Source organism: Paraburkholderia sp. GAS38, assembly GCF_050434965.1.
Lineage (GTDB): Bacteria > Pseudomonadota > Gammaproteobacteria > Burkholderiales > Burkholderiaceae > Paraburkholderia > Paraburkholderia phenazinium_A.
In genome coordinates this window covers 298,968-315,931 of sequence record NZ_JBNDJO010000007.1, presented here as the reverse complement: position 1 = coordinate 315,931, position 16,964 = coordinate 298,968, and the positions used below count along the sequence as shown (strand labels likewise).

The following is a 16,964-nucleotide window of genomic DNA, read 5'->3' as shown; positions in this document are numbered from 1 at the left end:
GCCTCGCTCCTATAGCGCAGCAATCGCCGCGATTTCCACCGTGTACTCGGGAAACGCGAGCTTCGATTCCACGCAAGCGCGCGCCGGCGCATCGCCTTTGGGAACCCACGCGTCCCAGATCCGGTTCATGTCCGCGAAGCTGCGGTAGTCGGCCAGCCAGATGCTGGCCGACACGATCCGGCGTTTATCCGCGCCTACGCTGTCGAGCAGGCTGTCGATCTTGTCGAGGATCTGACGCGTCTGACCGGCGACATCGAGACTGCTGTCGCCGGCAACCTGGCCGGCGATGAATACCAGCCCGCCGGCCACGACCATCTGACTCATCCTGTCTCCCGCCCCATAGCGCTTGATGTCCATCTTCCGAGCCTCCGTCAATCGATTCAGGTTGAACGCATTCTAGCCATCAAAATTCAGCACTGTATACACTTTTTTAATCAAATTATATCGATTCCCCATTTCGATTCGCGATCCTGATCGTGGTGCAACGGATTTCTCAGTCTCTGTGCAAAAATGCTTTAAAACAGTGAATTATGCGAAAAAACCGCATGCCTTAAAATTCCTGCCGCAGCCGTTTAAAAAAATTCCCAAACGTTTTTTGTTCTGTGATTCTGTCGACACTTCTGTATATCAACCACCACTTATTGATGCTTTTGGAGAACGACAATGAAGCTGCGTCGCTGGGGAATCGAAGCATTCGTGACACTGTGTTTCGGCCTGTCTCACCTGCCTGATGCGCACGCCGACGCAAGCGTTGGCGCCGTGTTGCCGCTCACGGGATCGAGCGCGTCGATCGGCGAGGATCAGCGCCGCGGCATCGAACTCGCCGTCGCAAAGATCAACGCTCAGGGCGGCGTGCTCGGCCAGAAACTGCAGGTCAGGATCGAGGATTCCGGGGGCGGTGCGAACACTGCGCTGGACGCTGCCCGCAAGCTCGCCACGGTCGACCACGTACCGGTCGTGCTCGGTGAATTCTCGTCGTCGATCACGATTCCGGTTGGTCAGTTCCTGGTGCGTCAGGGCGACGTGCACGTGAATATCGGTTCGTCGAGCCAGCAGATTCGCAAGATCGGTCCTGGCTCGTTCAGCGTGATCGGCCTCGACAACCTGTCCGCGCGCTTCGCCGCGCAGGACGTGTTCGACCGGAAGCTGCGCCGCGTCGCGTTCATCGCGCCCAACAACGGCTACGGCCAGGGCATCGCCGACGAATTCAAGAAGCGCTTCGAGGCGCTGGGCGGTACGGTCGCGGCCCTCGTGCTCTATACCGAAGGACAATCGACCTATCGCCGCGAACTGGAGCAGATGGCGCGCGCCAACCCCGACGCCTACGTCTATAGCGCGTATGGCCAGGAAGCGGCCACCATCAATCGCCAGGCGTATGACATGCAGCTGAACAGGAGCCCGTGGTACGGCATCTACCTGACGATGTGCACGAGCGATACGCCGCCGCAGATCGCGCGCGGGCAGATCGGTCTCGAAGTGGCCTCGGGTGGCGCGGGCGCAAAGGCGTACGAAGAAGCGTACGAGGCCGCCTACAAGGAAGCGCCGCGTTCCGCCTTCGGCAGCTACGCCTATGACGCGACGATGCTGTCGGCCGCGGCGATCAACTATGCGCACTCAACCGATCCGGCCAAAATCCGCTTGGCGTTCGACGCCCTCGGCGGGAAGTATGCGGGTGTAACAGGCACGATTTCATTCGATAGCGACGGCCAGCGCATTGCCCAGCCCTACGAGAAGGTGTCGTTCAAGCAAACCGTCGCCGCGCAGTAAAGGCAGCGGCGCTACCGGAGCCCATCATGCTGCAGTTTCTTCTCGACGTCCTGATCCGCACGTCCGATCTGCTGCTCGTCTCGGTCGGCCTGTCGACGCTCTATTCGCTGATCCGTTTCCCGAATGTCGCACACGTGCAGTACGCCATGCTGGGCGCGTTCCTGTCGCTCGCCGGACAACGCGCGGGTCTGCCCCTCGGGCTCGCGGCCGCGCTGTCGTGCGTGCTCGTCGGTTGCCTCGCGGTGCTGCTGAACATCTTCGTCTTCATGCGACTGCTGCGCTCCGGCAGCGCGGTCGCGATGATCGGCTCGCTCGCGGTCTCGCTGATTGCGGTCGCGCTCGTACTCAGCACGGCGGGTTCCCGACCGCTGCAATACACGCAGGACATCAGCGCGCCCCTGACGCTCGACGGGGTAGCGGTGTCGTCCGCGCAGGCGGGCTCGATCGCCTGCGGTGCGCTCACGCTGCTGATCTTTTCCGTGCTGCTGTACCGAACCAACCTCGGCCGTTCGATGCGCGCGCTGGCATCGAACCGGGCGCTCGCGCTCGCCTCCGGCATCGACGCGAACCGGGTAACGAACCTGATCACATTCGCGAGCGGCGTGCTGGCGGCACTGGGCGGCACGATGCTCGGCCTCACCGAAAGCGTGCACGTCAATCTCGGCAACAACCTGTTGATTCCGGTGTTCTCGGCCGCCATCCTCGGCGGCCTCGGCAACCCGCTCGGCGCTGCCGCCGGGGCGCTCCTGATTGCGCTTGCCGAGACGCTCGTCATCAACGTCGATTTCGGTTCGCTGGTGGGCCGCTCGATGCAGTTCTTCCCGGTTGCCTACGTGAGCGCGGTCTCGTTCCTGATCCTGCTCGTCACGCTGATGGTCCGTCCGTACGGCATCTTCGACCGGGAGGTGCGGCGTGTCTAGCTTCCTGATCCATCTGCTGACCCTGGTCTGCCTGTACGCGATGATGGCGCTGGGCCTGAATCTGCAAGCCGGCTACGCCGGAATGGTCAACTTCGGCTTCATCGCGTTCGCGGGCCTCGGCGCCTATGCCGCCGGCATTGCGTCGCAGCTGGGCTGGCCGCTGCCCGCCGCACTGCTGCTGGCTCTCGCCGCAGCCGCCGTGCTCGCCGTCGCGACCGCCCGGCTCGGCCGTCAGCTCTCGTCCGACTACTGGGGCATCGCGACGCTCGCGATCGCGGAGATTCTGCGCACGGTCGCTCTCAACGAGTCGTGGTTGACGGGTGGCGCGCAAGGCATCGGCGGCATCCGCCCGCTGTTCGCGGATCTTCCCTCACCGTGGCGCGACCTTGCGTTTCTTGCGCTCGCCGCGCTGTGCCTCGCGCTCGTCTACGGCGGCTACGCACGCATCATCCACAGCCGCTTCGGACGCGCGCTGAAGGTGATGCGGGAAGAGACGTCGCTTGCGGTGTGCTTCGGCTACGACCCCGTGTCGCTGAAGATGCGCGCGTCGGTCGCCGCCGCGCTTCCCGCCGCGCTCGCCGGCGGGCTGCTCACCTACTACATCAGTTACGTCGGCCCTGACGTGATGGTGCCCTCCGAAACCTTCGCGCTCTGGACCATCGTGATGGTGGGCGGCCTCGGCAGCAACCTCGGCGTGCTGCTCGGCGGGCTGCTGGTGCAGTCCGTGTATTCGTTCGCGCCGTTCCTGAAAGACTGGCTCGGCGTCAGCAGCGATCTGGCCGGCGCGGTGCGCCTCGGGCTGGTCGGTCTGATGTTGCTTGCCTGCCTGTTGTGGCGGCCGCGCGGCTTGCTGCCGGAACGCCTGGAGGCGCTCTCATGACGTCCCTACTCGAACTGGACGGCATCGCCATTCGCTACGGCGGCAACACCGTGCTGTCGGGTCTCACCCTGTCGATCGACAGCGGCGAGATCGTCGGCCTGCTCGGGCCGAACGGCTCCGGCAAGAGCACGGTGCTGAACGCGGTCACCGGCTTCACGCCGCTCGCGAGCGGATCGATCCGCTTCGACGGGCGGCGCATCGATCCGCTCGCGCCGCACCGCATCGCGCAACGCGGGATTCGCCGCACTTTTCAATTGCCGTCGATGCCCACCCGGATGTCGGTACTCGAACTGACGATGGCCGCGTCGTCCGAGCATCATCAACTGTGCGCAGCGCTGCTGCGCGGCCGCGCGACGCGCCGCATCGAACACGCCACCCATGCGCGTGCCAGCGCCCTTCTCGAGCAGTTGAAGCTTACCGCGGTCGCCCACCTGCCCGCCGCGTCGATTTCGGGTGGGCAGAAAAAACTCCTCAGCATCGCCTGCGCGATGATGACCGAGCCCAAGCTGCTGCTGCTCGACGAACCGACCGCGGGGGTTCACCCCAACCTGCGCGGCGAACTGATTGACGAGCTGCGGCGCATTCACGGCCTGGGCGTGACGCTTGTCGTGATCGAGCACGACATGCACTTCATCCGCGAGCTATGCGAGCGCTGCGTGGTGCTCGACCGGGGTGCCGCGATCGCGAACTGCAAACCCGCCGAGCTCGACAAGAACCGCCGCGTACTCGATGCGTACCTGGGCCGCGCGCATCGCACCGCCCGACCGCTGGAGGCGCCATGATCGAGGTCCGGGATCTGTTTGCAGGCTACACGCCGGAAGTTGACATCCTGCACGGTGTATCGCTGCGCACCGGACCGATCGACATCGTGACGATCCTCGGTCCGAACGGCTGCGGGAAATCGACGCTGCTCAAGGCGATCGCGGGCTTCCTGCTGCCGCGCTCGGGAAGCGTCACGATGCAGGGCAGGGATCTCGCGTGCGTCCCCGTCAATCGCAAGGTCCGCGAGCATGGCATCGGCTTCGTACCGCAGACCGACAACGTATTCGGCGCGCTCACTGTGCGCGAGAACCTGATGCTGGGCGGCCACGCGATGTCGTCGTTCCCGCGCGAGGCACGCATCGAGGAGCTGTGCGAGCAGTATCCCGTGTTGCGCCGGCGCTATCGCTCCCCCGCTTCGGCATTGTCGGGCGGCGAGCGCCAGATCGTGTCGCTCGCGCGCGCGCTGATGCCGAGGCCCGTGATGCTGTTGCTCGACGAACCGTCGGCGGGCTTGTCGCCAAAAATGGTCGACGAAGTGTTCGACGCCATCGTTCAGATGCGCGACGCGGAACACATCGGCGTCCTGATGGTCGAGCAGAACGCGATCGAGGCACTGCGTATCGCCGACCGCGGCGTCGTGCTGACGATGGGACGCGTGGCGCTCGCCGGGCCCGCCGCAGAGCTGCTGGAGAGCGACGAGATGCGCCGGCTGTATCTGGGCGGGAGAGCCGCATGAACCCGCCAGCCGTGGATGCCGCCCCCGCTGGAACCGGCGCCGCCCGCGCCCGGCCGGCTACGATCATGATCGCGGTCGCGTCGGGCTTCGTGATGGCGATGCTCGACGTCACCATCGTCAACGTCGCGCTGAAGGCGATGCAGGACAGCCTGTCCCTGTCGCTGACCGCGCTGGTCTGGGTCGTCGACGCCTATACGCTGAGCTTCGCTGCGCTGCTGCTGTGGGGCGGCGCGCTCGCCAACCGCTTCGGTTCCAGAACGATCTATCAGACCGGTCTCGTCATCTTCGTGACGGCGTCGCTGCTGTGCGCGGCGGCATCGACTCCGACCATCCTGATCGCGGCCCGGTTGCTGCAAGGCGTCGGCGCGGCGCTCTTCATGCCGAGCTCGTTGAGCCTGCTGACGCTCGCGTTTCCGCCCGGGCCGCTGCGCGTGCGGATGATCGGTATCTGGGGCGCGCTGGTGTCCGCAGCAATGGCGTTCGGCCCGTTCGTGGGCGGCATGCTCGTGAACGCCATCGGCTGGCGCGGCATCTTCTGGGTCAATCTGCCGGTGGGTCTGATCGGCCTATGGCTGACGCACCGTCATGTCGCGCGCTCGCCACGCCATGCCGGTCCGCTGAACGGCGGCGGCCATCTGTTCGGCGCGGCCGCGCTGGCCGCGCTCAGCTTCACGCTGATCCAGGGGCCGAGCACCGGCTGGACGTCGCCGGCGATCGTCGGCTGCGCGCTCGCGACGCTCTGTGCCGTCGCCGCGTTCGTCGTGCGCGAACGGCGCACGCGCCACCGGATCCTGTCGCAAGCCCTGCTCGGAAATCCGCAATTCGTGACGGGCAGCCTGCTCGGGCTCGCGATCAATTTCGCGATCCTCGCCGAGATTTTCCTGATCAGTCTCTACCTGCAACAGCAACGCGGCGAGAACCCGCTGCAGACAGGTTTTCACCTGTTTCCGCTGATGGCGATGTTCGGCGCCGGCAATCTCGCGTCGGCACGCGTCAGCGCACGTCTGGGCGCGCGCGGCACGCTGCTCTCGGGGCTCGGGCTCGCGACGCTCGGCGCGGTGGCGCTGATCGACGTCGCGCAGATGCCGTACTGGATACTCGCGCTCGCGATCGGCATCTCCAATTTCGGCGCCGGACAGGCGATTCCCGCGATGAACCTCACGGTGATGCAGTCGGCAGGGCCGGCGGACGCCAATCTTGCCGCTGCATCGCTCAACGCCAGCCGGCAAATCGGCTCGTTGCTGGGCGTCGCGATCGCCTCGGTGATCCTGCATTCGATCGTCGACCAGCAACTCGCGACAGCCATGGGTTTCGCCGTGATCGCGGCCGCTTACGCGGGCGGCTTCGGACTCGTGTTCAAGGCATTGCGGCCGGACTGAGGCGGATCGCGCGCTGTCTGTGCGTGAAGCGCCCCACGACGGACGTTTCCATTTTCGAAAGTTTCGATCACATCGAGGATTTCATGAACACAGCAACTGCCCGGAAAGGACTCATCCTCGCGGGCGGGTCCGGTACCCGCCTCCACCCGCTCACGCATTCGGTATCCAAGCAGTTGATGCCCGTGTACGACAAGCCGATGATCTACTATCCGCTCAGCACGATCATGCTGGCCGGCATCCGCGACGTGCTGATCATCTCGACGCCGCGCGATCTCGACGCGTTCCAGCAACTGCTAGGCGACGGCGGCCAATGGGGCATGAACTTCTCCTATGCGGTTCAACCGCACCCGGACGGCCTCGCGCAGGCATTCGTGATCGGCGCGCCATTCATCGGACACGACGCCGCCACGCTGGTGCTGGGCGATAACATCTATCACGGCCCGGCGCTGTCGGCCTTACTGCAGCGGGTCGCCGCACGCCCGGAGGGCGCGACCGTGTTCGGCTACTACGTTCGCGATCCGCAGCGCTACGGCGTCGTGTCGTTCGACGCAACGGGCCGCGCCATCGATCTCGAGGAGAAACCCAGGCAGCCCAAATCGAACTATGCGGTAACCGGGCTCTATTTCTACGACAACGATGTTGTCGATCTAGCGAAGGACGTGCGCCCATCGGCGCGCGGCGAGCTCGAGATCACCGATCTGAATCGCGCCTATCTCGAACGCGGCACGCTGAATGTCGAGATTCTCGGGCGCGGCTATGCATGGCTCGATACCGGTACGCACGAGTCGCTGCTCGACGCCGCCAACTTCATCCAGGTCATGCAGGCGCGGCAGGGCTTGCAGATCGCCTGCCCGGAAGAGATCGCGTTCCGGCTTGGGTGGATCGGAGCAGATCGTCTCGAAGCACTTGCCCACAAACTCGCGAAGAGCGGCTACGGCCAGTACCTGCTCGACATCCTGCGCAAGGAGGTGGTCGCGTGAATATCGTCGAGACACCCTTGCCGGGCGTGCTGCTGTTCGAGCCGAGCGTCTTCGGCGACTCACGCGGATTTTTTGTCGAGAGTTTTCGCGCAAGCTGGCTTGCCCAGGCCGGCATCGATGCCACCTTTGTGCAGGATAACCAGTCCCGCTCGCGGCGCGGCGTGCTGCGCGGCCTCCATTACCAGCGCGTCAATCCGCAAGGCAAGCTGGTGCGCGCCGCACGCGGCGAAGTCTACGACGTGGCGGTCGACATCCGGCGCGACTCTCCGTATTTCGGCCAGTGGTTCGGCACCCGACTCGACGACGTGTCGCACCGGCTGCTGTGGATTCCACCCGGCTTCGCGCACGGCTTCTGCGTACTGTCGGACGAAGCCGATTTCGCCTATAAGTGCACGCAATACTACGACGCGGCTTCGGATGCCGGCGTGCGCTGGGACGACCCGGCGCTCGGCATCGACTGGCCCGCGCTCGAGGTCGCGCCGCAACTGTCCGACAAGGATTTGCAGCATCCGTGCCTCGCGGAGCGGACACCGCAATCTCTTCCTTCCTATCGGCTGGCGCGATGACGATTCTCGTGACAGGCGCGGGCGGCCAGGTCGGACGCGAGCTCGTGATGCGGGCCGGACAACGTGCGCTGGTCGGGCTCGACCGCTCGCAACTCGACATCACCGATGCCGGCGCGCTTGCAGCGGCGCTGTCCGCGCACCGCGTCAGGCTCGTGATCAACGCCGCAGCCTGGACTGCCGTGGATCGGGCGGAAAGCGAACCGGACGCCGCCTGGCGCGTCAACTGCGACGGCCCGGCCGCGCTCGCCGCCGCGTGTGCTGCGGCCGCCATTCCACTTCTGCATATTTCGACTGACTATGTGTTCGACGGACGTTCGGCGCGCCCGTACGACGAAACCTCGGCCGTCGTCCCCCTCGGCGTGTATGGCCGCAGCAAATGGGCGGGTGAACAGGCGATCCGCGAGACGTTGCCCAAGCGGCATGTGATCCTGCGGGTCGCATGGGTGTTCGGCGCGCATGGCGGCAATTTCGTGCGCACAATGCTGCGTCTCGGGCGGGAGCGCGAAGCGCTGAGCGTGGTCGCCGATCAGTACGGCGCGCCGACCCATGCGGGCGCCATCGCCGCCGCGCTGCTGTCGATCGCGGACCGGTACGGCGCGCAAGCGACGCTGCCATGGGGCACCTATCACCTGAGCGGCACGCCCGTCACCACCTGGCACGGCTTCGCGGAGTCGATCTTCGCCGAAGCGTGCGCCGCCGGCCTGCTGGCGCGCGCGCCGCTCGTTCATCCGATCCCGACCGAAGCCTATCCGTTGCCGGCGGCACGTCCGGCGCATTCTGCCCTCGACTGCACCTTGATCCGCACGCGCCTCGGCATCGAGCCGACGCCGTGGATCGCAGGTCTGCGTGAAGTCCTCAACACCTGGAAACGAACCCCATGAGCTATCGATCCAAACAGGTCCTCGTCACGGGCGGCGCCGGTTTCATTGGCGCCAACTACGTCCGCCACCTGCTCGCCAGCGATCCGCAGGTCCGCATCATCAATCTCGACCTGCTGACCTATGCCGGCAGCCTCGACAATCTGAACGGCCTGCCCGACGACAGCCGCCATACGTTCGTACACGGCGACATTGCCGATCAGCCGCTCGTCGAATCCGTGCTGCGCGAGCATGCGATCGACACGATCGTGCACTTTGCCGCCGAAAGCCACGTGGACCGGTCGATCACGGGACCCGGCGAGTTCGTGCGGACCAACGTCGTCGGCACCTGGACGTTGCTCGAGGCCGCGCGGCAATACTGGTTGAACGAACAGCGTCTGAGCGCGGCCGATGCCCAGGCACAGCGGCGCTTTCACCATATCAGCACCGACGAGGTATTCGGCACGCTCGGGCCGGACGACGACGCCTTCTCCGAACGCACACGCTATGCGCCCAATTCGCCCTATTCGTCGAGCAAGGCGAGTTCCGATCACCTCGTGCGAGCGTACTTTCATACGTATGGCCTGCCGGTATCGACCACTCACTGTTCGAACAACTACGGCCCCTATCAGCACAGCGAGAAATTCATCCCGACCGTCGTCAGAAGCTGCCTTGAAGGCGCCGACATCCCGGTGTACGGCAACGGATCCAACATCCGTGACTGGCTATACGTCGAAGACCACTGCCGTGCGATCGAGGCCGTCATCGCCCGCGGCACCGTGGGGGAAACCTACAACGTCGGCGGTTGCAATGAATGGAAGAACATCGATATCGTGGCGCTTATTTGCACGTTGATGGACCGGCACCGGCCTGACGCCGCGCCACACACGCGCCTCGTGACATTCGTTGCCGACCGCCCCGGTCACGATTGGCGTTACGCGATCAATGCCGCGAAAATGCTGAGCGAATTGCAATGGCGTCCGATCGAGAGCTTCGAGACGGGAATCGAAAAAACGCTGGAGTGGCTGGTGCGAAGGCCATCATGACAGGACCGGCCTTCGACATCCGAGGCCCGATCCAACGCATATAGCGAACCAGCCGGGACGCCGAGCGTTGTCACGTCCCCTGAAGCACGACACGTCGCTCCGCAATGGCCGCCAAGTCGGCGTCGCCAGCTCCATCGCCCACCATCTCGGTAAACGCGTGCCCAATCGGAATGCCCGCTAAAACCAGGTAGTCGGGTGTTTGCGCGATCTCTCAATCGGCTGCTGGACCCAGGACATAGCAAATCCAACCGGTTTTGTCGGGCGCCATATTAAAGAGTTCGACAAATTTCTGCGGATCCCGATGGATCGCTACGACGCAAAACCCGCTGTTGCGCACCGATCTGTCGCACCGGATGACGAGCGGCCCCGCATCAGTCATCGGGCACTGCCCCCGACCAATCCGCATAGCGCCCGCACGCATATCAACGTGCCGCATGTAGGTCCAATCTGGGTAAGCGCCGTTTACTCTGAGGGAGACGCGCTTCTGCTCCGATACGACTCGCTGATCTCTGGGATCCCTTATCCGCCATACGCCGGGATGCCAGAAGTCGACGAAGTTCCCCTTCCAGAACGAACCGCTGCTCGGCTCGTCGCGGGCAACGATCCTGTTGCGGGTAAATGGCGGATAAAAATTGATATTCTCACTCGGTAAGGAGTCGTCAAGTCCCAACCAGTAAGGCTCCACGCGATCCCAAGTTGGCCCTGAACAACAACAACAACTACGCAGCGAACACTCCTGATACAGACTCCGTACATTCGGCCACCCAGTCGCGGAACGTCGACCGGAAACCATGCACGGTGATCCCCGGGCGGGACATGCGTCTCAGGAGAGTCAGCATTGCCATATTCGACAGTGGGAGTACGGTCGCCGGGAATTGACCAGACGCGGGTGTCCAGATCGAATTCCTCTGGCCGCGCAAAACGCACCTCGTTCGTACGAGTTGCCGTGAGGATGAGCAGGTGCAGGACCCGTGCCGCGCGACGGGGACGTTGCTCCAGATCGCGTACGAAACTCGGGATATCTTCCCACGGCAGCGCCGCATGGTGTCTCACTTGCGAGCGCTTCTTCGACCGCGGCAACACGAGTTGCAGATGGTCAACGTACCGTGCCGGGTTGCTGCCCGTGCGGTGGCCCTTCACGGTCTCCGCGTCGAGGATGGCCTTGATACGACCGCGCACCCGGCGCGCGGTCTCCGCTTTTTTAGTCCAGATCGGTTAGAGAATTCGCACGATCATCGCGGTGTCAATGTCACGCACCCGGACATCGCCGATCACAGGAAACGCGTACGTTTTAAGCGTGTTGCTCCACTGCTGGGCATGCTTGCGATTGCGCCACTCAGGTTCCTGCGCCCGGATGTACGCTTCGGCCGCCTCACGGAACGTCACGTTGGCATCCCCCGATATATTGAGCAATTGCCTGCGCTGGTGCTCCCGCCGCGCGAGGATGGGATCGATCTGATCCCTGACCATTTCACGGTACCCGGCGGCCAGTTTCCGCGCCTCGCCAAGCGAGACTCGCGAAAGCGGACCGAGGCCCATTTCTCGCACACGCTTATTGAGCTTAAAGCGAAATACCCACGAACGCGCGCCACTGTCCGCGATCTGCATGTAGAGACCACCGCCGTCGGCATAATGACCGGGTGCTATCTCTTTGGTGATCCGCAGCGCGCTGAGCCGGTGCAATTGTCGTCCTGCCATGTTGCCCTCCAATCCTACCCATAAGGCGCCTTAAAATCAGCGGTCTATAGGACGTCTACGGAAAATACCGAAATGCCTGGGAAGCCTTGACTGGCGGAAGGCAGCAGGAGTCGAACCTACCAGAGAGTGTCTGACACCCCCTACTGGGTTTGAAGCCCAGCCGCACCACCGGATGCGAATGCCTTCCTTCGTGAGAAGCAGGTGACGCGCGAAGCAAGCGAGGATGTATTCAAAGCGTCTCGAGCAAACGGCTGTCGGCGCGCACGAGGCGTAGATCGCGCTGAAACCGAGTATACCCAACGCGGTCGAAGAACTCCAAAATCTGGATCGCCCGTTTGCGGCCCAGGCCGCTCGCGTCGCGGAACGCAGACGCCCCCAATACACCCTCATGCTCTTGCGCAAGCGACGCCACCAGGCCCGCCAGTTCGCGCACCACGTCAGGGTGATAAAACAGATCCCGCACCACCTGATAGACCTCGCCGCGCCGTGCGAGCTTGCGCAAAAGTTGCCGCACCCGCTCTTCCGGCGCCTGCAGCGCGCTCGCCAGATCGCGCACCCACGGCGGATCGAAACGGCCTTGCGCAAGCAAGGGCAACAGTTGCGCCGCCAACTCCTGTTCGCCCGCATCGAGCGACACCGAATGCTCGGGAAGATGCAGCCACGCGCCGCTGCGCATCACCGCACCTTCGGCAATCAACGCATCGAGCAGCGCACGCCACAATGTCTCCGTGACGAGCGGCGCTGCGATACGCCGCAAACGCGCGGCATCGGGGCCCTGCTCGTCCGGCATGCGAGCGTGAAACTGCTGCAACGCGCTCACAATCTGCGCGTGCATCTGTTCCCAATGAGCGCGCAGCACGATGAGCGCATCGTCCGCAGCCTTGCCGTGCAATGCGATGGTCAACGCCGTTGCCGGCACACTTGGCAAGGACGCCGGCAGTCCCGTCAGATGCAGCAACGTCGAGCGCAGCATGCCGCGCGGCGCCTGCTCGAGCAGCGGCTCGAGCAGGCGCTCGTCGAGCCAGGCTCGCAGGGCATCGAGCCATGCGCGCCGCTCAGGTGTACGACGCTTGCGCGCCGGTCCAAATGGATCGAGCACGCGGCCACCGCCGACCGTGCGCGTCGCCTGGGCGTTACGCATGATGAAGCGATCGCCCGGCAGCGCGCAGACCGGCACGTCGAACACGAGTTGCACGCGGGCCGCTTCACCCGCTGACAGGGTATCGCCTTCCAGCAAGGCCACATGCGCGACCCGATGCAAGGTACCGATATGCACATGCACCGGCGTCCAATGCTCCAGTGTGAGGCCTGCATCGGCCAACAGCGTGAGTTCGACATCGAGCCGCTCCGACGACTCGGCCAGAGCCGCATCGACGATCCAGTCGCCACGCGCGATCGCATCCTTGTCGATGCCGGCGAGATTGAGTGCACAACGCTGTCCGGCAAGTCCCGTCTCAGCCGCGCGATTCTGGGCGTGAATGCTGCGCACGCGCACCGGCGTCGCGGCCGGAGCCAGCATCAGCGTGGCGCCGGTCGTCACGCGCCCGGCGAATACGGTGCCGGTCACGACCGTGCCCTGCCCAGCCAGCGTAAAGACGCGATCGATCGCGAGACGAAACAGCCCATCGTCGCGACGTCCATGCCATCGCAGTGCGGCTTCGTGCAGATGCGCCTTCAGATGTTCAACGCCCGCATCGCCGGGCTGCGTCGCGTGGGTTTCGAACAGCGGCGCATCGGCAAGTGCGGTTGACGCGAGCCACGCCTGAATCTCTGCGCGCACTTGAGCAAGACGCGCCGCGTCGACGCGATCGGTCTTGGTCAACGCCACGGCACCATGCGTCACGCCAAGCAGTTGCAGGATCGCCAGATGTTCGCGCGTTTGCGGCATCACGCCGTCGTCGGCGGCGATCACCAGCAACGCGAAGTCGATCCCGCAAGCACCCGCGACCATTGTGTGCACCAGCTTCTCGTGACCGGGCACATCGATCATGCCCAGCACCTCGCCGTTTTCCAGCGGCGTATAGGCATAACCCAGTTCGATCGAAATGCCGCGCGCCTTTTCTTCCTTGAGCCTGTCCGTATCGACACCCGTCAGCGCGCGCACGAGGGTCGTCTTGCCATGATCGATATGGCCGGCGGTGCCGACGATCATGCGCGCACCTCTTCGCACTGCGCGAGGAACGCGGCTTCGTCGACCGCTTCGAGACAGCGCAGATCGAGCCGCAATGCATCGTCGGCGATGCGGCCGATGACCGGGCGCGGCAAGTCGCGCAATGCTTTCTCAAGCTTCATCAAGGCACGGCCGTTCCGCTTGCCCGTTGCATGACGCACGACGAGTCCATAGCTCGGCAGTTGTTCGACGGGTAGCGCGCCGCTGCCGATCTGGCTGAACATCGGTTCGGCGCTCACCGCGAAGTGCTCCCCGAGGGCACGCTGCAAGACCGGTAAAGCACGCTCGGCAAAGACCCGCATTTCCGCGGCTGGGCGGGTCAGCAGACGCAGCGTCGTGAGGCGTTCGCGCAGAAATTCGGGCGCCCGGTAAAGTCGCAGGACCGGTTCGAGCGCGGCGAGAGTGAGCTTGCCGACACGCAGCGCGCGTTTCAGAGGATGCTTCTTGATCTTGCGAATCAACTCAGCGCGCCCGACGATCAGTCCGGCCTGCGGACCGCCCAGCAGCTTGTCGCCGCTAAAGGTCACGAGGTCGGCGCCTGCGGCGACGTTCTCGCGCACGGTCGGCTCGCGTGGCAGGCCCCATTGCGTCAGATCGACCAGCGTGCCGCTGCCCAGGTCCACCACCACCGGCAAGCCGTGCCTTTGTGCGAGGGGCGCCAGTTCATCGAGTTCGACGCTTTTCGTGAAGCCGCTGATGGCATAGTTGCTGCAATGGACCTTCATCAGCAACGCGGTACGCGAACCGATGGCTTCCTCATAGTCTTTCAGATGCGTGCGATTGGTGGTGCCGACTTCATGCAGCCTTGCGCCTGCCCGGGACATGATGTCAGGAATCCGAAACGCGCCGCCGATCTCGACCAGCTCTCCGCGCGACACGATGACATCCTTCTTCGCGGCCAGCGCCGACAGCGTCAGCAGCACGGCCGCGGCGTTGTTATTGACCACGGTGGCCGCCTCGGCACCGGTCAATTCGCAGATGAGCTCGTCGATCAGATCGTCGCGGTCGCCGCGGCTGCCGGTCGCCAGATCGAACTCGAGATTCATCGGACGCGTCAGAGCTTCGACTACGGCGCTGACGGCTTCGTCCGGCAACAGCGCTCGGCCAAGGTTGGTGTGCAATACGGTGCCGGTGAGATTGAAGACGCTGCGCAGAGGGCTTTGCGCGCGCTGCGCCAGCAGAACGGCGGCTTGCCTGGCGATATGGGCTTCGTCGCAAGCAGTGGCGAACGGCGAGGCTGCGCCGCGCAGTGCGGCGTCTGGCGGCTGAGAAACAGCGGGCGTCTCGAACGGGGTAGAGAGACCGCTTGCGAGACATGTCCCGTCCGGTCCAGCGGTTTGAGCCTCTGCTTTCGCGGATGTTTGCGTTTGCGTTGTCGCAGCGCCGTGGGAGTCGCCCTGCACGATGGTGGTTTGCAGCGTGCACCGCAGCGTGTCGAGGGTGACGCGCACGGCGGCGAGGACCTGGGTGCGGCCGTATTCGGCCAGCAGCGGCTGCACTGCTGCGGACGACATGACCCGTTCCACGGCTGGCACGCGCGCCAGCAGCGTGTTCAACTGATTCCCCTGTACTTCGCTCACGCCGCGTGTCTCCTGCTTATGCGTCTGATGGTACTTCGGGCCATAGCAGCGGATTGGGTCCGCTGCGTTGATAGCCTGCTTCGTTCATTAACAGATCGAGTGTGAGGCTCGCGAGGTCATCGGCGAGCGGTTCGAACTCGAAATCTTTCTCCTGATAGCCGATCTTGCGATAGGTATGGCATTCATCGCAGGATTCGGCCTTGAGGGCTTCGCTGCCGCCTTCGATGCCATGATAGGCGATCCCTTTGGTGGAATCGCAATTCGAGCACTTGGTGCGGACCATATGCCATTCATTGGCGCACAGACCGCATTGCAGATAGCGATACCCTTGATACTGGCCGCCGACGCGCACGATGCTGGCAACGGGCAGGCTCCCGCAGACGGGGCAGACGCCGGGCGTGTCGAGATAGGGAATATCGCTCGAATCGAGCCGGCTCGCAAGGTCGGTCCAGACGACCTGGAGGGCCGCCATGATAAACGGCGCGGTGGCGGGGTCGATTTCGTTGTAGCGGTGGGCGAGGATGGCGTCGGCTTGCGCGTCGAGTGTTTGCGGGGTTTGCAGGCGTAGCGAGTCGAGGACTTTGCCGAGCGTTGGGGTGACGGCGCCGGCGGCTTCGACTTTGTCCAGCAGACGGTGGAGGATGTCGCGCCAGGTGGGGTCCCGGTTTGGCGAGAGCGCAGGGATCAGGGGCAGCGAGTTTTGTTGGGATTTTTTTATTGCCTCCGGCTGTGGAGGGGGTGCTGTGAAGCTGGTTTGCAAGGTGTGTTGGGCGGTGGCTACTGTTGACATTAGTCTTAGGTAGGCGGCTATTGGGTTGGTGGTGGCCAGGTGTTTTAATCGCGCTGCGCGCGCGGCGAAAACCGTCGCCCGGTCGGGCAGGCGGATGCGAGGGATCACCGAGTGGTCCAGGGATTCTATCTGCGATGCTTCCATGATTTTTTGGGGCATTGATCGGGTTCCTTCTGTTTTTTGCTGCGCATGCTTTGGTACTTGCTGGTGGTTTTTGGGGTTTTTTGCCTGCGGCGCCTTGTATTTGGCTGTGTTCCTAGGGTGTTGGCCTTTCCTTGCTTTCTTAGCGGTCTATTAGCTTCGCCCCTGTGCGGGGCGGCACTTACTTTCTTTGCCGCCGCAAAGAAAGTAAGCAAAGAAAGCGGGCTGCCACCGCTAGCCCGTAGTGAGCCATCCCGGTCTGCCAGTGGGAACGGCCCAAGACGAGACCCGCCCTCGCACCACACGCCCTGGTGACAAGGCACTCATCCGTTCCAGCGTCGCGCTTCGCGCCCCGCCGTCAGGCATAACGGATCTTCGGCACACTTGCTCGGTTCCTCTAATGATTAGGCATCCAAACATTCGTTACGCATACTCCAGGCATTCGCACCCGCATCCCACCGTAAGCGGACCCAATCCGCCGCGCACGCAGTGTGCGGGCGGGAAGAATGAGCCCTGTGTCACGAACGCGGGTGGTGCGAGAGATGATCTTGTCTCGGACCACTCTGCGGTGATACGGGAGGTGGCTCACTACGGGCTGGCGGTTGCAGCCCGCTTTCTTTGCTTACTTTCTTTGCGGCGGCAAAGAAAGTAAGTGCCGCCCCGCACAGGGGCAACACAAATAGACCACTAAG

General features: G+C 64.0%; 15 protein-coding genes, 1 tRNA gene and 1 pseudogene. 11 read left to right on the top strand and 6 right to left on the bottom strand.

Annotated elements, in window-relative coordinates; genetic code table 11:
* Nucleotides 1–9: 9 nt before the first annotated feature.
* Nucleotides 10–357 carry a RidA family protein gene (locus tag P3T42_RS19115; protein WP_074296136.1) on the bottom strand — a complete coding sequence of 116 codons (348 nt, stop codon included), beginning with the start codon at nucleotides 355–357 and terminating at the stop codon, nucleotides 10–12.
* 306 nt (nucleotides 358–663) lie between these two features.
* Here P3T42_RS19115 and P3T42_RS19110 point away from each other — a divergent pair, with 306 nt between their 5' ends.
* From P3T42_RS19110 to P3T42_RS19060, 11 genes are all read left to right on the top strand, one after another.
* Complete coding sequence (locus P3T42_RS19110) at nucleotides 664–1,767, top strand: ABC transporter substrate-binding protein (protein WP_429306912.1); 1,104 nt, start codon at nucleotides 664–666, stop codon at nucleotides 1,765–1,767.
* 26 nt (nucleotides 1,768–1,793) lie between these two features.
* A complete protein-coding gene (locus P3T42_RS19105) occupies nucleotides 1,794–2,687 on the top strand; it encodes a branched-chain amino acid ABC transporter permease (RefSeq protein ID WP_074296138.1) in 894 nt (297 codons plus the stop codon).
* On the top strand, nucleotides 2,680–3,567 hold the full coding sequence (locus P3T42_RS19100; RefSeq protein WP_074296139.1) for a branched-chain amino acid ABC transporter permease: 888 nt from the start codon (nucleotides 2,680–2,682) through the stop codon (nucleotides 3,565–3,567). Before P3T42_RS19105 ends, P3T42_RS19100 begins: the two co-directional genes overlap by 8 nt.
* The gene (locus P3T42_RS19095) at nucleotides 3,564–4,349 is read left to right on the top strand and encodes an ABC transporter ATP-binding protein (protein WP_429306911.1); all 786 of its coding nucleotides are present in this window, start codon (nucleotides 3,564–3,566) and stop codon (nucleotides 4,347–4,349) included. Before P3T42_RS19100 ends, P3T42_RS19095 begins: the two co-directional genes overlap by 4 nt.
* Nucleotides 4,346–5,065 carry an ABC transporter ATP-binding protein gene (locus P3T42_RS19090; RefSeq protein ID WP_074296141.1) on the top strand — a complete coding sequence of 240 codons (720 nt, stop codon included), beginning with the start codon at nucleotides 4,346–4,348 and terminating at the stop codon, nucleotides 5,063–5,065. Before P3T42_RS19095 ends, P3T42_RS19090 begins: the two co-directional genes overlap by 4 nt.
* Nucleotides 5,062–6,444 carry an MFS transporter gene (locus tag P3T42_RS19085; RefSeq protein ID WP_429306910.1) on the top strand — a complete coding sequence of 461 codons (1,383 nt, stop codon included), beginning with the start codon at nucleotides 5,062–5,064 and terminating at the stop codon, nucleotides 6,442–6,444. Before P3T42_RS19090 ends, P3T42_RS19085 begins: the two co-directional genes overlap by 4 nt.
* 83 nt (nucleotides 6,445–6,527) lie before the next feature.
* Nucleotides 6,528–7,424, top strand: a complete 897-nt coding sequence (gene rfbA / locus P3T42_RS19080) for a glucose-1-phosphate thymidylyltransferase RfbA (RefSeq protein WP_074297476.1) — start codon at nucleotides 6,528–6,530, stop codon at nucleotides 7,422–7,424.
* The gene (gene rfbC, locus P3T42_RS19075) at nucleotides 7,421–7,990 is read left to right on the top strand and encodes a dTDP-4-dehydrorhamnose 3,5-epimerase (RefSeq protein WP_074296143.1); all 570 of its coding nucleotides are present in this window, start codon (nucleotides 7,421–7,423) and stop codon (nucleotides 7,988–7,990) included. The genes rfbA and rfbC overlap by 4 nt, the downstream gene beginning before the upstream one ends.
* Complete coding sequence (rfbD, locus tag P3T42_RS19070; RefSeq protein ID WP_429306909.1) at nucleotides 7,987–8,871, top strand: dTDP-4-dehydrorhamnose reductase; 885 nt, start codon at nucleotides 7,987–7,989, stop codon at nucleotides 8,869–8,871. Before rfbC ends, rfbD begins: the two co-directional genes overlap by 4 nt.
* Nucleotides 8,868–9,893 (top strand): dTDP-glucose 4,6-dehydratase, encoded by a 1,026-nt coding sequence (gene rfbB, locus P3T42_RS19065; protein WP_429306908.1) that lies wholly within the window; start codon nucleotides 8,868–8,870, stop codon nucleotides 9,891–9,893. Before rfbD ends, rfbB begins: the two co-directional genes overlap by 4 nt.
* Before the next feature lie 199 nt (nucleotides 9,894–10,092).
* The gene (locus P3T42_RS19060; protein WP_429306907.1) at nucleotides 10,093–10,545 is read left to right on the top strand and encodes a hypothetical protein; all 453 of its coding nucleotides are present in this window, start codon (nucleotides 10,093–10,095) and stop codon (nucleotides 10,543–10,545) included.
* A gap of 94 nt (nucleotides 10,546–10,639) precedes the next feature.
* Here the strand turns inward: P3T42_RS19060 and P3T42_RS19055 are convergent.
* From P3T42_RS19055 to fdhE, 5 genes and pseudogenes are all read right to left on the bottom strand, one after another.
* Nucleotides 10,640–11,591 (bottom strand): annotated as a pseudogene (locus tag P3T42_RS19055) (tyrosine-type recombinase/integrase); the annotation flags it as partial.
* A 91-nt stretch (nucleotides 11,592–11,682) separates the two neighbouring features.
* Nucleotides 11,683–11,778: transfer RNA gene (locus P3T42_RS19050), tRNA-Sec, on the bottom strand.
* A 42-nt stretch (nucleotides 11,779–11,820) separates the two neighbouring features.
* Nucleotides 11,821–13,743, bottom strand: a complete 1,923-nt coding sequence (selB, locus tag P3T42_RS19045) for a selenocysteine-specific translation elongation factor (protein ID WP_429306906.1) — start codon at nucleotides 13,741–13,743, stop codon at nucleotides 11,821–11,823.
* Nucleotides 13,740–15,341 (bottom strand): L-seryl-tRNA(Sec) selenium transferase, encoded by a 1,602-nt coding sequence (selA, locus tag P3T42_RS19040; protein WP_429306905.1) that lies wholly within the window; start codon nucleotides 15,339–15,341, stop codon nucleotides 13,740–13,742. The genes selB and selA overlap by 4 nt, the downstream gene beginning before the upstream one ends.
* A 16-nt stretch (nucleotides 15,342–15,357) precedes the next feature.
* Nucleotides 15,358–16,290 (bottom strand): formate dehydrogenase accessory protein FdhE, encoded by a 933-nt coding sequence (gene fdhE / locus P3T42_RS19035; protein ID WP_429306904.1) that lies wholly within the window; start codon nucleotides 16,288–16,290, stop codon nucleotides 15,358–15,360.
* Nucleotides 16,291–16,964 lie beyond the last annotated feature (674 nt).

Excerpts from the sequence above, each read along its gene's own strand:
- rfbD (WP_429306909.1), top strand. The coding sequence starts at position 7,987 with ATGACGATTCTCGTGACAGGCGCGGGCGGCCAGGTCGGACGCGAGCTC.
- rfbA (WP_074297476.1), top strand. The coding sequence starts at position 6,528 with ATGAACACAGCAACTGCCCGGAAAGGACTCATCCTCGCGGGCGGGTCC.
- rfbB (WP_429306908.1), top strand. The coding sequence starts at position 8,868 with ATGAGCTATCGATCCAAACAGGTCCTCGTCACGGGCGGCGCCGGTTTC.
- P3T42_RS19105 (WP_074296138.1), top strand. The coding sequence starts at position 1,794 with ATGCTGCAGTTTCTTCTCGACGTCCTGATCCGCACGTCCGATCTGCTG.
- P3T42_RS19110 (WP_429306912.1), top strand. The coding sequence starts at position 664 with ATGAAGCTGCGTCGCTGGGGAATCGAAGCATTCGTGACACTGTGTTTC.
- fdhE (WP_429306904.1), bottom strand. The coding sequence starts at position 16,290 with ATGCCCCAAAAAATCATGGAAGCATCGCAGATAGAATCCCTGGACCAC.
- selB (WP_429306906.1), bottom strand. The coding sequence starts at position 13,743 with ATGATCGTCGGCACCGCCGGCCATATCGATCATGGCAAGACGACCCTC.
- P3T42_RS19115 (WP_074296136.1), bottom strand. The coding sequence starts at position 357 with ATGGACATCAAGCGCTATGGGGCGGGAGACAGGATGAGTCAGATGGTC.
- P3T42_RS19095 (WP_429306911.1), top strand. The coding sequence starts at position 3,564 with ATGACGTCCCTACTCGAACTGGACGGCATCGCCATTCGCTACGGCGGC.
- P3T42_RS19085 (WP_429306910.1), top strand. The coding sequence starts at position 5,062 with ATGAACCCGCCAGCCGTGGATGCCGCCCCCGCTGGAACCGGCGCCGCC.
- P3T42_RS19090 (WP_074296141.1), top strand. The coding sequence starts at position 4,346 with ATGATCGAGGTCCGGGATCTGTTTGCAGGCTACACGCCGGAAGTTGAC.